This is a genomic window from Acinetobacter sp. YH01007, assembly GCF_013420425.1.
GTDB classification, from domain to species: domain Bacteria; phylum Pseudomonadota; class Gammaproteobacteria; order Pseudomonadales; family Moraxellaceae; genus Acinetobacter; species Acinetobacter towneri.
The window spans coordinates 12558-27271 of the sequence record NZ_VOYC01000016.1 but is presented as its reverse complement, the minus strand read 5'-3'; the positions used below and the strand labels follow the sequence as shown (position 1 = coordinate 27271).

General features: G+C 41.4%; 14 protein-coding genes. 8 read left to right on the top strand and 6 right to left on the bottom strand.

Going from position 1 to position 14714, the window contains the following annotated elements:
* Positions 1-65: 65 nt before the first annotated feature.
* Positions 66-572, top strand: a complete 507-nt coding sequence (locus FTT74_RS09380) for a YqiA/YcfP family alpha/beta fold hydrolase (RefSeq protein ID WP_026438299.1) — start codon at positions 66-68, stop codon at positions 570-572.
* A 111-nt stretch (positions 573-683) separates the two neighbouring features.
* Here FTT74_RS09380 and FTT74_RS09375 read toward each other — a convergent pair whose 3' ends face one another.
* Positions 684-1226 carry an adenine phosphoribosyltransferase gene (locus FTT74_RS09375; protein ID WP_004972003.1) on the bottom strand — a complete coding sequence of 181 codons (543 nt, stop codon included), beginning with the start codon at positions 1224-1226 and terminating at the stop codon, positions 684-686.
* Between the two features lie 495 nt (positions 1227-1721).
* Between FTT74_RS09375 and rubA the strand changes: the two genes are divergently transcribed.
* The 5 genes from rubA (at position 1722) to FTT74_RS09350 (ending at position 6052) form a co-directional block, all read left to right on the top strand.
* On the top strand, positions 1722-1886 hold the full coding sequence (gene rubA, locus FTT74_RS09370) for a rubredoxin RubA (protein WP_004972007.1): 165 nt from the start codon (positions 1722-1724) through the stop codon (positions 1884-1886).
* Positions 1887-1958: 72 nt separating this feature from the next.
* On the top strand, positions 1959-3137 hold the full coding sequence (locus FTT74_RS09365) for an FAD-dependent oxidoreductase (RefSeq protein ID WP_179988960.1): 1179 nt from the start codon (positions 1959-1961) through the stop codon (positions 3135-3137).
* 56 nt (positions 3138-3193) lie between these two features.
* Entirely contained in the window at positions 3194-4132 is a 939-nt protein-coding gene (locus tag FTT74_RS09360) for an alpha/beta fold hydrolase (protein ID WP_131261612.1), read from the top strand.
* Positions 4133-4145: 13 nt separating this feature from the next.
* A complete protein-coding gene (gene oxyR, locus FTT74_RS09355) occupies positions 4146-5051 on the top strand; it encodes a LysR family transcriptional regulator OxyR (RefSeq protein ID WP_096900971.1) in 906 nt (301 codons plus the stop codon).
* A gap of 365 nt (positions 5052-5416) precedes the next feature.
* Positions 5417-6052: a LuxR C-terminal-related transcriptional regulator gene (locus tag FTT74_RS09350; protein WP_179988961.1), complete on the top strand. Its 636-nt coding sequence runs from the start codon at positions 5417-5419 to the stop codon at positions 6050-6052.
* Between the two features lie 121 nt (positions 6053-6173).
* Here the strand turns inward: FTT74_RS09350 and ppk1 are convergent, their stop codons facing one another.
* Positions 6174-8255: a polyphosphate kinase 1 gene (gene ppk1, locus FTT74_RS09345; RefSeq protein WP_179988962.1), complete on the bottom strand. Its 2082-nt coding sequence runs from the start codon at positions 8253-8255 to the stop codon at positions 6174-6176.
* 133 nt (positions 8256-8388) lie between these two features.
* Positions 8389-9063, bottom strand: a complete 675-nt coding sequence (gene mtgA / locus FTT74_RS09340; RefSeq protein ID WP_004972019.1) for a monofunctional biosynthetic peptidoglycan transglycosylase — start codon at positions 9061-9063, stop codon at positions 8389-8391.
* A 76-nt stretch (positions 9064-9139) separates the two neighbouring features.
* Between mtgA and FTT74_RS09335 the strand changes: the two genes are divergently transcribed.
* On the top strand, positions 9140-9955 hold the full coding sequence (locus FTT74_RS09335; protein ID WP_096900974.1) for a rhomboid family intramembrane serine protease: 816 nt from the start codon (positions 9140-9142) through the stop codon (positions 9953-9955).
* A gap of 46 nt (positions 9956-10001) precedes the next feature.
* Here FTT74_RS09335 and FTT74_RS09330 read toward each other — a convergent pair whose 3' ends face one another.
* Together FTT74_RS09330 and FTT74_RS09325 are read right to left on the bottom strand one after the other, a co-directional pair.
* Positions 10002-12491 (bottom strand): ABC transporter permease, encoded by a 2490-nt coding sequence (locus tag FTT74_RS09330; RefSeq protein ID WP_179988963.1) that lies wholly within the window; start codon positions 12489-12491, stop codon positions 10002-10004.
* Position 12492: 1 nt separating this feature from the next.
* Positions 12493-13242: an ABC transporter ATP-binding protein gene (locus FTT74_RS09325; RefSeq protein ID WP_179988964.1), complete on the bottom strand. Its 750-nt coding sequence runs from the start codon at positions 13240-13242 to the stop codon at positions 12493-12495.
* 12 nt (positions 13243-13254) lie between these two features.
* On the opposite strand from FTT74_RS09325, the gene FTT74_RS09320 reads away from it, so the two are divergent.
* Positions 13255-13884: an arylesterase gene (locus tag FTT74_RS09320; RefSeq protein ID WP_234113847.1), complete on the top strand. Its 630-nt coding sequence runs from the start codon at positions 13255-13257 to the stop codon at positions 13882-13884.
* A gap of 39 nt (positions 13885-13923) precedes the next feature.
* Here FTT74_RS09320 and FTT74_RS09315 read toward each other — a convergent pair whose 3' ends face one another.
* Positions 13924-14538: a carbonic anhydrase gene (locus tag FTT74_RS09315; protein ID WP_004972031.1), complete on the bottom strand. Its 615-nt coding sequence runs from the start codon at positions 14536-14538 to the stop codon at positions 13924-13926.
* Positions 14539-14714: the final 176 nt, after the last annotated feature.

Below are 14714 nucleotides of genomic sequence, written 5' to 3'. Positions count from 1 at the left end.
ATTTTCTATCCACTTTATCTTTAGGCTCAGTTTGACTCAAGATGTTTAACTTTGTGAATCTGGCAATGAATACATGTGCTTTAAAAGTCTTGTTTTTACATGGATTAGATTCCTCGCGGGAGTCGACTAAATTCCATGCCATAGATGCAAAACAAAAATTTTGTATCAATGTCGATTATCGCAACTTAAATTATCAAACTGTTGCCGATTTTTATCACAATATCATTCAAAAAATTAAGCCTGAAATTTTGGTGGGACATAGTCTAGGCGGCTATTGGGCACTCAAAATGTCTTTGTCGCACCATATTCCGTGTGTGGTGGCAAATCCAAGTTTAGCTCCCACGTTTCGCAATGACTATCCTGCAATTTCAGATGATGACTTGCAGCACGATATTCCACAATTGGCTTATTTAGAATTGGGCGATGAAATTTTGGATATGCATGCCGCGCAAGCATTTTTAGAAAACTATATGCAGACCTCTACTTTTGAGTCTGGGCATCATCGCTTATTGCATCCAGAAAATATTAATTCTTGTATTCAGCAAATCGAACAAGCTTATCTTGCCAAATAAAGTCAAAGCTATCCATTAAAAATAATCAATTAAACATCACCCATTAAAAAAAGCCTGATCACAACTATGGAGATCAGGCTTTTTTACAGCAGTTACAATAACTTAAAAGGATTAAGCCACTGCTTGTTCTGGTTTAGATTTATTGTCCAATACGGACCAAATATCTAAACCTAAATTTTTGTGTAAATCTGGTAAGTCTAGGAAAATGCTTGCACCTAAAACTTGATGATTACATTTTTCAGCCAATTGTTTCACTGCTTTTAAAGTGCCACCTGTCGCCAATACATCATCTACAATAATGACTTTTTGCGCTTGCACATCGGCAGCCATTTCTAAACGGTCTAAACCGTATTCTAAGCTATAACCCACACCCACAACTGGTGGTGGCAATTTACCTGCTTTACGCACAAGTACCAAACCTTTGCCTGTACGCTGTGCCAAAAGGCTCGCCAATACAAAACCACGTGCTTCTACTGCAATAAAGCTTTCAACTTCAGCTAATTTTTCTGCAGGAATGCTGGCAATTAAAGCATCTGTTAATGAATCCAAATTATTCATAAACAAAGGCGTTAAATCATAAAAATCTACGCCTGGTTTTGGAAAATGAGGAACTGTACGAATATGCGACCACAAAAAAGTAGACAAATTGCTCATGGAAGATCAGAAATGTGACTAAAGAATGGTTGAATTTTACCGTTTATTTTCACATAAGGCTAGTGATCGAATCGGCAAGACTGCCATCAATCACGCATCAAAACACTACAAGATTTTGATTTATATAAACTTTAATATACTTAAAAAATACTTAAAAATATTAATATATATTTATTCCATAATAAAATAGCAAAAATATAAGACTTTTACTGTACGACCAAGGTCTTAAATGGCATTTAAACGCATAAAAACGTGATTTTTCCTGCAGCCATTCTCTCATTACAATGCCGTATCTATATCAAAAGAGGTCTTTTCTGCGCGGTTATGTCCCATGCAGCTATTCATTCTATAAAAGCACAGATTAAAATCGCTTATTTACTTTACTTTAGCCGTATAACTGCGTAAAAATTTAATCAAATAGATATATCATACAACTAGTCGTAGATAAGTTTTTTGCTGATCTGGAAATTTAAAGATCGGTTTATGGAGAATTGAATGAAAAAGTATCAATGCATCGTTTGTGGATGGATTTATGACGAAGCAGAAGGCTGGCCTCAAGATGGTATTGTGGCAGGTACATTATGGGAAGATATTCCTGATGACTGGACTTGCCCAGACTGCGGCGTTTCAAAAGCTGATTTTGAAATGATTGAAGTTTAAGACCACGAAAAGACCATGTCCGATGGTCTTTTTTTAACGCCAATTTCTATGCCCTCATTTGGAGTACACCTTATGCATCCTATCGTTATTATTGGTTCAGGCATGGCAGGTTATACTGTTGCACGCGAGTTTCGTAAGCTAAATGCAGAACAAGAGTTAGTCATGATTTGTGCAGATGATGCTGCCAATTATGCCAAACCAACTTTATCTAACGCATTGGCGGGCAATAAAGCCCCTGCTCAAATTGCATTGGGCGATGCAGCTAAAATGGCAAGCCAACTCAATATGCGTATTGAAACCCACACTTGGGTTAAAGCAATTGATGCAGAAGCGCATGTACTTGAATTAGAAAAAGAGGGTGTAAGCAGCCAACAACCTTATTCTAAATTGGTTTTGGCAGTGGGTGCGAATCCTGTACGTTTAGCCATTGCGGGCGATGGCAGTGATGACATTCATGTGGTAAATAATTTAAGTGATTACACCGCATTTCGCCAACAGCTTGAACAACGTCAAGACAAACGTGTGGTGATTTTAGGTGCAGGTTTAATTGGTTGTGAATTTGCCAATGACTTGCAGCAAACAGGACACCAAGTCACGGTGATTGACCTTGCACCACAACCACTAGGTCGTTTATTGCCGGATTATGTAGCCAATGCTTTTAAACAAAACCTAGAAGAAACGGGTATCCATTTTGTATTGGGTACAACCGTTGAAAAAGTTTCGAAAATTAAAAATGACGACTATTTAGTGACCATTACCAGTGGTCAGTCTTTAATTGCCGATGTGGTACTGTCTGCCATTGGTTTACAACCAAACATTGCTTTGGCTAAAACAGCAGGCATCGAAACCAGTCGTGGGGTCTTAACCAATGCGCAACTTGAAACCAGCCAAGCTGATATCTATGCAGTAGGTGACTGTGCGGAAGTGAATGGTATTTTATTGCCGTATGTGATGCCAATCATGCAGCAAGCACGTGCCTTAGCCAAAACCTTAAATGGTGAAACTACTCAGGTACACTACCCTGCCATGCCTGTTGCAGTGAAAACACCTGCTGCACCACTGACCGTTTTACCTGCGCCACTAGGGGTAGATGTCAACTGGCATACCGAAGAATTTGACGATGGCATGATTGCCAGAGCCTATGACCAAACCGATACCTTACGTGGCTTTGTCCTATTAGGCGCAACAGCGGCCAAACAACGCTTGAGTTTGACCAAATTAGTGCCAGACTTATTGCCTGTATCGGAATAAAATAAAAACAATAAAGGGCGATTGATTTCGCCCTTGCCTGACATGAGGATCACAACATGAATAGTGCACTTCAGTTCACCACATCGCCCTATACGGCATTTATGCACGAAACCAAAGTCGATTTAGGCAACGGAATTCAGCTGCATGTCGAAGTGGGCGGCAAAACTGAAGATCCACCTATTTTGCTGATTATGGGTTTAGGCGCACAAATGTTGTACTGGCCCGATTTCTTTTGTAAATCACTGATTGATCAGGGCTATCGTGTCATTCGCTATGACAACCGCGATATTGGTTTGTCATCCAAAATTCGCCACAAAGGCCCGCGTCTGAACACCTATAAAATGATGGGGCGTTTTAGCTTAGGTCTGCAAAACCACGGTGCGCCTTATAACTTATTTGATATGGCGGATGATGCTGCATTGCTATTAGAGCGCTTAGGCATTGAAAAGACCGAGGTGATTGGTGCTTCTATGGGCGGCATGATTGCACAAATTTTGGCAGCCAAATATGCAGATCGCGTGAATAATTTAGGCTTATTATTTACCAGTAATAACCAGCCTTTTTTACCACCACCATTTCCGAAACAACTGTTCAGCTTGCTAGAAAGACCAAAATCACAAGATGAAAATGGCATTGTTGATCATAGTTTAAAACTATTTAAGGTGATAGGCTCACCTGGCTATGTGAATCAACTCGAAACGATGCAAACTGCACGCAAATTATATCAGCGAAGTTATTACCCTGCGGGTGTACTTCAACAGTTTTTAGCAATATTATGTACAGGCTCGTTGCTACAACTGGACAAACAAATTCAGCAACCTACCCTTGTGGTACATGGTTCGCAAGATCGTTTGCTCCCACCAGGGCATGGTAAGGCTGTTGCGAAAGCGATTCCGGGCGCTAAGTTTGAATTAATCAAAGGAATGGGGCATGATATTCCTCCACACTTTATTCCTCATCTTAGCGAACTGTTTGCTCACCACTTTAAATCATAATCATTAGGACACTATGGCTGCATTACCATCTTTAAGACAGCTGTCATACCTCGTTACACTGTCTGAAACGTTACATTTTACAGAAGCGGCTCGCCGTTCTTTTGTAACTCAGTCGACTTTGTCTGGCGGGATCATGGAACTGGAGCGCCTGCTTGGCGGCGTACTGGTAGAACGTGATCGACAGAATGTACGTTTAACCCCATTGGGTGAACAAGTCGTAGCACGCGCCCGTGTTCTGTTAGCAGATGCACAGGACTTAATGCGTTTAAGCCGTGAAATGAGTGAGCCTCTCACAGGTGATTTACACTTAGGCGTGATTCCAACCATTGCCCCATTTATTTTGGCGCAACTGTTAGATGAAGTGCATAAGCAGCTACCTAAAATTCAATTGCATTTACACGAAGCGCAAAGTGAAAAAATTGTCGAAAAACTGGAACACGGCAATTTAGATATGGTGGTGTTAGCCCTGCCATTCGATACGCGTGGTTTGAAAGTGGCTGAAATTTCTAAAGAAGATTTGTTCTTGGTTTATCACAAGGGCGATCAAAAATCGGCGCAGGCCAATTCTTTAGATGATTTGGATTTATCGCGTTTAATGCTGCTTGAAGAAGGTCATTGCTTACGTGATCACACTTTAAGTGCTTGCCCGATTGGTGAACGCAAAAACGATCATCGTTTAAAAGCCAGCTCTTTGCCGACCTTGGTTGAAATGGTGTCTGCAAATTTAGGCTTTACCCTATTGCCTGAAATTGCAATTCATAATGCCATGATCAAATCGAATCCAGATTTACAGATCAAAAGTATTGAGGCTGCACCAAGCCGTACTTTGGCTTTAGTGACGCGTAAAAGCACGCCATTACAAAGTGAATTTGACGTTTTGCTGCAGATTTTACAGAAAATCACTCAAAACGCAGTCTAAATTTAGACACATGATCCAACATTTCATTAAGGAGCCAATCTGGCTCCTTTTTTATTTTTCGTTCAAAAATGTGTATTGTTTTTGCAGTTCAGGATGATTTAAGTGACTTATAAATATGAACAAGTTTTTAAAATGTGAGATTCATCACAAATTCAACAATTCACTCTTACCACTGAACGAAAGAACAGGATCGAGTTACATTACTCACATTTTCAACACATTTCAAAAAAACATATTCAGCAACAATTACTTATATTTACCCTTTTTATATAAAAATCACTATATTTAAGGATATTCAGTTACAGCAATATCACGCACAATCTATTTATCAAAATTATTTATAGAACAGCACAGGAGTATTTGTCATGATTCACAGAGATCTCGTTTTACCTGTGCCTGTTCTGCTGATTGATGATCAGGTAGAAGCACTAAAAAATTTAAGCCACATTTTACAAAATTTTGGCTACCCTAAAGAGGTTTTGCTTTGTAGCTCATCGCTCGCAAATGCAGTGTTGATGGTGCAGCAACATTTACCTAATTTGGTATTTATCAATTTACAGTCTTGGTCAAAAGCTCAAATTGATTTTATTCAAAATCTCAAACATTTCCGTAAAGACACCTTAATTGTGGCAGTGCTGCCTTCCAGTATGCCCAAACAATTGCTACAAGCCATCCATTTAGGCATTTCAGCCTATGTCTTTAGCGACCAATCTGCTACAGGCATGCAAAACCAGATTCGCACTATTTTACGTGGTGGCTCACCGCTAGATGTCAACTTGGCCAATGAAATTTTAGCCTGCGAACAATCCATTGTCGCACATGGCCATTCTTTGGCACTCTCTAAAACTGAACATGAAATATTGGCGCTTTCAGGACAAGGTTTGCCCTCACAACAAGTCGCAGCCAACTTGCATGCTTCGGAACAACTGGTGCATGGTTATGTGAAAAGTATTTATCGGAAAATTATGAATGCGGATGATGCGATGTGCTGTTTTTCTTAAGCTGATCAATATAAAAGATAAATCAAAAACATAAGTATTAAATAAGCATCAAACAATTAATTAGAAACAAAAAAGAGCGATGTCTGGCATCGCTCTTTTTACCTGTTATAAATGCTTTAAACTAAACAATACTATCGGTCAGTATACGCTGCGCATTGTGTGGCTCTTCACCCTCAGCTGCTTTTACACGCACCCAAGTTCCATCACCCTGCAACAACCACGCCTGTTGATTGTCTTGCATGTAGGTCAATAAACCTTGCTCATAAATACGCTTTTTCAAGGCAGGATCTTCAATTGGGAAACACGCTTCAACACGGTTAAATAAGTTACGATCCATCCAGTCAGCACTTGAACAATAAATACGTGGATTGCCATTATTAGAGAAATAATAGACACGGGTATGTTCAAGGAAACGTCCGACAATCGAACGCACACGGATATTTTCCGATAAGCCCGGCAAACCTGGGCGCAAGCAGCAAATTGAACGGATGATGAGATCAATTTGCACACCCGCCTGAGACGCCTCGTACAATTTATTGATCAATTGCATTTCAGTCAGTGCATTCACTTTCACAATAATTTGTGCGGGCTTACCTGCTTTAGCATTGGCAATTTCTTCATCAATATAATTCACCAACTGTACGTGCAGGGTAAATGGTGCATGCAACAACTTTTTCAGTTTTGCCATTTTACCCATGCCTGTTAGCTCTTGGAAAATACGATGCACATCTTCACACAGCTCTTTGTCTGTGGTCAGTAAACCATAGTCGGTATAAATACGCGCATTGCCTGCGTGGTAGTTACCTGTGCCTAAATGTACATAACGCACCAATTTATTATTTTCACGGCGCACCACCAAAATCATTTTGGCGTGGGTTTTATACCCCACAATACCGTACACAACCACAGCGCCCGCTTCTTGCAACACGTTAGCCACAGCAATGTTAGATTCTTCATCAAAACGTGCACGCAGTTCAATCACCGCAGTCACTTCTTTACCGTTTCGTGCAGCCTCTGCAAGCACTTGTACAATTTCAGAATCTGCGCCACTACGATATAAAGTTTGTTTGATTGCCAAGACTTGTGGATCACGTGCAGCTTCACGCAGCAAGTTAATCACGGGTGCAAAAGATTCAAACGGATGGTGTAATAAAATGTCTTGCTTTTGCATCGCTGAAAAAATATTTTCAGACTTTTTTAACACCTTTGGAATGGCGGGTGTATGTGAATCATAACGTAAATGTGGACGTTTAAAATTAGACAATAAACGCGCCAAGTTCACTGGGCCATCTACTTTATAAAGTTGTTCTTCTTCAAGATCGAACTCATCTAGCAAATAATCATAAATGGCTTTCGGGCAGTTGTGCGTTACTTCTAAACGTACCGCACGACCAAAACGGCGTGAGTTTAATTCGCCTTTTAGGGCTTTGGCCAAGTCTTCTACATCTTCATTTAACGCCAAATCTGCATTACGGGTCACACGGAATTGATAGCATCCAGTCGCAGTCATGCCCGGGAATAAGTCAGACACATGCTCATGAATAATTGCTGAAAGCATGACGTGGTGCTCTTTACCGCCTGTAAGTTCATCGGGTAAACGAACTACACGTGGTAATGAACGTGGTGCAGGAACAACCGCCAAATCAATTTGACGACCAAAAGCATCTTTCCCTTCTAAAGTCACAATAAAATTCAGACTTTTATTGACCAAACGTGGAAATGGATGTGCAGGGTCTAGGCTAATTGGGGTTAATACAGGGGCAACTTGCTCTTGGAAATATTTTTTCACCCATGCCGATTGTGCAGGGGTTAATTCACCACGACGTAAGAAACAAATGTCTTCTTCACGTAATTTTGGCAAAATTTCCTGATTTAAAATACGGTACTGGCGTTCAATAGCAGCATGTGCTGTTTTAGAAATTTGATCTAACACCTGCTTAGGGGTTAAACCATCTGGACTACGGCTTTCATTGCCCAAGTCCAATTGTTCCATCATGCCCGCAACACGAATTTCAAAAAACTCATCCAAGTTACGTGAAAAAATCAGCAGGAAGTTCATGCGTTCCAACAAAGGATGCAACGGATCGACAGCTTGCTCAAGCACGCGCAAATGGAAATCTAAAATAGACAGTTCGCGGTTAATGTAGCGATCATTATATGTATATTCTGTTTGCGCAGGAGTCGCGCCTGTTGCCGTATTCATACCCACCTATGCTTTTTTAAAATGTTTGGCACTGCTACAAGTATGCTTCAATTTTGTGACATTTTCATAAAAAAAGCCTAAAAAATTAGGCTTTGTGGATATTTTCACATTTTATAGTTTGTTTTCGCTCAATTTAGGGAATTTCCGCATAACGCATATAGCGCTGCACCATCTGTTTACGGGCTTTTAATGCCCCCGCATTACGATGTTCCTGAAAATATTTTGGATTGGTTAAAATCGCAGCCAAGAAAATTGCTTGATCACGGCTTAAACTTTTTGCACTTTTGCCAAAATAATGCTGTGCCGCAGCTTCGGCACCATAAATATTATCGCCAAATTCTACCGAGTTGAGATAGACCTCTAAAATACGCTGCTTTGACCACATGCGTTCCATCATCCATGTCGCCACAACTTCTTGGCCTTTACGCAAAAAAGAACGCTTATTGTATAAAAACAAATTCTTGGCGAGCTGCTGAGAAATTGTAGAACCACCTGCAACAACCTTGCCTTCATCTTTGTTCCGTTCCAGCGCAGTTTGAATACCTTCCCAGTCAAAACCATGATGCTGCATAAATTTGCCATCTTCGGCAGTCACTACAGCACGTTTTAAGTTGTCACTGAGTTGGTCATAGTCGCGCCATTGGTGTTGAATAGGCTTGCTCGGTTCAGCCCAATAATCCAAACGCATCATCATGGTCGATTGCACAGGCTGCGTACGCCACCACACCAAGCTGCTAAAAATCCATAATTGAACCAAAAGCACCACACTAACAAGAATTAACAAAGTTCGTATAAAAAAAGCTTTCATCTTGGTGCATGGCTCCTGAAGCGTTATTTTTTCGTGTTAAGCTTAGATTGATCACTACGACACAATATTCAAATATATGTCCCAACATCCCCCAAACCTGCGCAACAATAAAGTTGAAATTCACCTGTGGTGGATTACCGCAGCCCTGATTGCAATAAACGTGGCTTTGTTTGCATGGCAAGTGCTCAACGGCATGAACATTAGCAATCCTAGCCCGCAAGATGCAATACGCTGGGGTGCTGATTATGCACCTTTAACCTTTTTGGCGGAACCCATTCGCCTGTTCAGCAGCATGTTTTTTCATTTCGGTTTAGTACATTTAATGTTAAATATGTGGGCCTTGTATATTTTTGGCAGCGTCAGTGAACAGTTGTTTGGGCGTGTCTATTTTATAGTGTTATATGTTTGCGCAGGTTTGATGGGTAGCCTGCTTAGTGGCTATGTCAGCATTCAAGACAGCTATACCCTGCTCGAACAAGGTGTCGCTAATCCAAAGCTGTTACCTAGCGTGGGTGCAGGTGCATCGGGTGCAGTGATGGGACTTGGAGCTGCACTGACGGTATTGGCGTTATTGCCCCAATTACCTCGCCAAAAATTTCTGTTGGATGGCAAGACTTTGGTGATGGTGATGGCACTGAACTTAGGTATGGGCTTTATGATCAGTGGCATTAATAATGCTGCACATATTGGCGGCATGCTCATGGGCGCAGCCATGACAATCATTTGGTACCTTGGACAACGCAGCAAACACAGTAACTTAGTGAACAGTTTTGCGATGCTCCTTGCACCATTGGGTTGTGCTGCATTTTACTGGTATTGCCATAAACTGCTTGCTCCAATTCAACCCCTTTGGCAAGAACTGCTTAGCATGATGCAACGCAGTCTGGGTTGAACAATCAACCTTTACAGCAAGTAAAACAACATCAACTAGAGATGAATCAGGACTGATTCATCTCCCTTAAACTTTGCAGTGGCGGAATATCGCATAAATAACTTAAACGATAACGTCCAATCAAGGCACACAGCACGGTCATAAATACAGGCAAAATCAGCCAGATTTCCCAATGTGGTTGCAGCATTAAATCCATGCGGTAACTGGCAACAGCACTAATGACTTCGGCAAATAAACACGCCACTATTCCCGCTATAAAGCCCATAAAACCGATTTCCAGACTCAACATACGTTTGAGTTTTTGTTTAGAACTACCAAAAGAACGCAGTAATGCGACTTCGCGTTTGCGCTCATCCATCAGCAAGTTTAAACACGCGATTAATACCAACAGCCCAGACACACTCACCAAAATGGCTAAAATGGTGATGATCTGCACCAACACATTCACAATGCGTTTAATTTCATCCAAAATTAGGCTGACATCAATAAACACTGTGTTGGCAAATTGCTGAATCAATTGAATTAGTTTCGGTTTATCTGCTTCAGGCACATAGAAACTGCCCAAATAACTGCCTGCATTTTCATCCATAGTGTGCGGTGAAAAAATAAAGAAAAAATTTGGACTAAAGCTTTCCCACTCCACCGTACGCAGATTAATCACTTCGGCTTCAAGTATGCCTTCAGGCAAACTAAAACTGAGTCGATCACCAATTTGAATGCCCAACTCGGCAGCCGTATCTGCTTCTACTGACACTTGTCCCACTGCACTGAAATTGGCTTGCCCATTTACAATGATATTATCGGCAGGATAACGGTCAGACTGTGTCAGGTTGAGTTCGCGTCTTAACGTATTGCTTTGCTGAATTAAGGCGTCGGCAAAAGGTTGATCATTTTTGGCGACCAAACGCCCGCGTATATTTGGATAAAGTGGCGTGCTGTGCCACTGCTGCTGCGTTAATTGTTGTTGAAACTCAGGCATATCAAACGGTGGCAAGCCGTAAACAAACTGATTGGGTGTTCCTTCGGGCAATTGCTGCTGCCAACGATCTAGCAGGTCGGTACGCAACACTGCAAGTACCGTAATTAAACTTAATCCTAAAGCCAATGCAGTAATTTGAAATGCCGTGACAGCAGGCGCACGAATATACGCTGCGAGTCTGCCTTTAGAATGACGCAATAATTTTAATAAACTCCACACCACTCCATACAGCAATACGCACAGCGCAATAATCGCACCAATCACCCATGTACTAAGCACTAAACTTTCGGTCAAGACCATACAAAATACGATTAGACTTAGCGTCCCTGTAAGCAACATCCACCACCAAGCGCGCATGCTTTTGTCTTGTTGGCGAATCACGCGAATCGGTGCGGTATTCAGCAATTGCAATAAATTAGGCAGCACAAAACCCAACAACACCACAGCACTGGTGAGCATGGCGATTGGCAATGGCCCAAGCAACATTGCCATGGCTGAAAATTGAATTTCCAGGTGCGGAATCAGTTGCAGCATGATTTGCAACAAAGCATAGCCCAACGTCACGCCCAAAATACTGCCAATGCCCATAGCGATACTTAAGACCAAAGCCAGCAACGCCAAATAAGCGGCTAAAATTTGTCGTTTACTTGCACCAATACAACGTAATAAGGCGATATGATCCTGATTTTGTTGCACATAGCGCTGACTGGTCAACCCAATCGCAATGCCACACAATAAAATGGTCAGGATGTTAGCCAACTGCAAAAAGGTGTCTAAATTGGCAATTGGGCGCATTAAGCGCGTATTGCCTTCACTGGCATTACGTAGTCTTAAACTGCTTTGTTCTTCAAAGTTTTGTTCAGGGCTAGCGCTCTGCTGCACCTGTGCAGGCTGCTGTGTATGTGTTTTAAAGTACTGCTCAAAATTTTGTGTATCTTTGGCGCTGCCTGCCAACAACAAACGATAATCTATGCGGCTACCCACTTGAATTACGTGGGTACGTGCTACATCTGCCTGTGAAATAATCACTGTCGGCGAAAAACCTGAAAAACCGAGTTCCTGATTGGAGTCATGTTCAATTTTGGCAGTTACGGTAAATGCTGCATCGGCAATATTTACTGTTTCACCCAGTTTAACGTGAAGTAAATCCATAGCACGTTGGCTTAGCCAAATTTCGCCAGACTGAATCTTGTCCGCTGCAGGATTGACCCGTAATTCACCGCGTAACGGAAAATTGTGCTCAATCGCTTTGACATTCACCATCACAAATTGTGCTTGAGTATGTGCCATCGAACTAAATACAGTCACATGCGACTGTTGTAACTGATGTGCAGTCGCCTGATCCTGCCAGTCTTGTGCAATGGGTTCATTGTCGCTCAGGACTAAATCACCCGCCAACATTTCTGCCGCTTGCAACGCTACAGCATTTTGAATTTGCTCATTGCTAAACTTTAAGGCTGTGGTCGCGCTAATCGCTAAAGTCAGCGCAATAATCAGTAAATAGACACCACTGCTTTTAAAACTCTGCTTTAACAGTGGATGAAATAATGCGTTCATTTCATCCTCCTGTTATGGCAGCGGTTGGCTTAGCTGCAAATTGCTCAACCAATTGCCCATCAATTAAAGCGTAATGGCGCTGACATTGTGCCGCCAGTTTCGGGTCATGCGTGACCAACACCAAAGTTGTGCCCAACTCACGGTTCAATTCAAATAACAATTGCTCAATTTCAGTTGCAGTTTCACCATCCAAGTTTCCTGTCGGTTCATCGGCAAAAATAATTTTAGGTTCACGAATTAAAGCACGCGCAATGGCGACACGTTGTTGCTCGCCTCCCGAAAGCACTTTCGGCGTTTGCTGTGCCTGACGCTCTAAACCGACACGTTTCAGCAAATTCAGCGCTTTTTGTTCAGCTTCTGCATATTTAAATTTTTCCTGTAAACGCAGGGGCAACATCACATTTTCCAGTGCAGTTAAATGTGGCAACAACTGAAAAGACTGAAACACAAAACCAATATGCTTTAAACGAACTTCTGCACGTTGTTCTTCATTTAATTCTGCAATCGACTCACCACAAATCAGCAATTTTCCACTACTGGCTTGATCTAAAGTTGCCAAAATACCCAATAAGGTCGATTTTCCCGAACCCGAACGACCAGTAATAGCAACTTGTTCGCCTGCCTGAATATCGAGGTTTAAATTCTCAAAAATGGTCAATTGTTTTTGTGCAAGTTGTATCTTTTGTGTCAAATTTTGGGCAGAAATAATCGTTTGTGGCATGATATTAGATTCTTTAGTGTTTTGAGTCATACGTTTCCCATTATGCAAAATCGCAATCTAACTAGTCGTGTCTTCCCGCGTGTGTTGCTGCTCGGACTATGTTTCAGCCCACTCGTGGTATCTGCAAAAACCATTATGATTGTAGGTGACAGCTTAAGTGCAGGTTACGGCATACAACCACAACAAGGTTGGGTTCACTTATTGCAAAAACGTTTAGAACAACAGTATCCGAAACAGCATAAAGTGGTCAATGCAAGTGTCAGTGGCGAAACCACCAGTGGTGCTTTGGCGCGTCTGCCTAAATTGCTGCAGACCCATCGTCCAGACGTTGTAGTCATTGAGTTAGGCGGAAATGATGGCTTGCGTGGACAACCGCCACAAATGATTCAAAAAAATTTAGCGAACTTAATTCAGCATAGCCAAAAAGCCAAAGCGAAAGTGGTGATTTTTGGGATGAAAATGCCGCCAAATTACGGCTCGGCGTATAGCAAAGCATTTGAAAATAACTATAAAGTGGTGAGTCAGCAATATAAAGTCAAATTACTGCCATTTTTTATGGAAGGTATTGCGGGCAATAAGCAATTGATGCAAAAAGATTTAATTCATCCAAATGCCAAAGCTCAGCCTATTTTGCTAAATAATGCTTATCCATATATCAAAGGCGCTTTATAAAGCGCCTTTGAGGAAAATCTAATTGCTGTGCAGTTCGGATTAAAAATCAAAAAAAACCACTTCACCTGTTTCCAGTGAATATTCTGCACCGACTACTTTCAACTGACCTTGTTCAATCAGGTTTTCTAAAACTGCTGAACCATGACGCAATTGATTTACCGATGCAAATACATTGGAACGTACTGCATGCTTAGACAATTTCGCCAAATCATTTTTCAGTTCAGTCTGCATTAAGGTTTCAACTGAAGGGCGAACACGGTTCACAATCGACATTAAATTTGCCGATGGTGGACAGTCTGGGCACATTAAAGTATCAATTGTCGCTTGAATTGCACCACAGTGACTGTGTCCTAAGACAACAACCACAGCACAGTCATAACGCTCTGCCGCAAATTCAACACTACCTACCTGTGATGGCGCAACCACGTTGCCCGCAACACGAATTACAAAAAGATCACCCAATCCTTGGTCAAATACCATTTCTGCAGGAACACGTGAATCTGAACATCCTAAAATAATGGCAAATGGATTTTGGTCTTCTGCCATTTCTGCACGCTGTTGGTGCGACAATTGCTTCGGATGTCTGGTATCACCAGAAACAAAACGTTGGTTTCCTTGTTTAAGACGTTCTAAAGCTTCTTGAGCTGTTAGCATTCTTGATTTACCACCGATCTTTGAAGTTGCGATATTCTAAAGCCAGTTTTTATGAATGTCACTTGCAAAAAAATATGCAGCTGCGCTTTTCTTTATTCATTTTTGTTATAAATTTTTTCACTTTTTATTGAGATAGGTCACATTTTCTACCAATTTCAAAGCTTTGATCAAAAAAG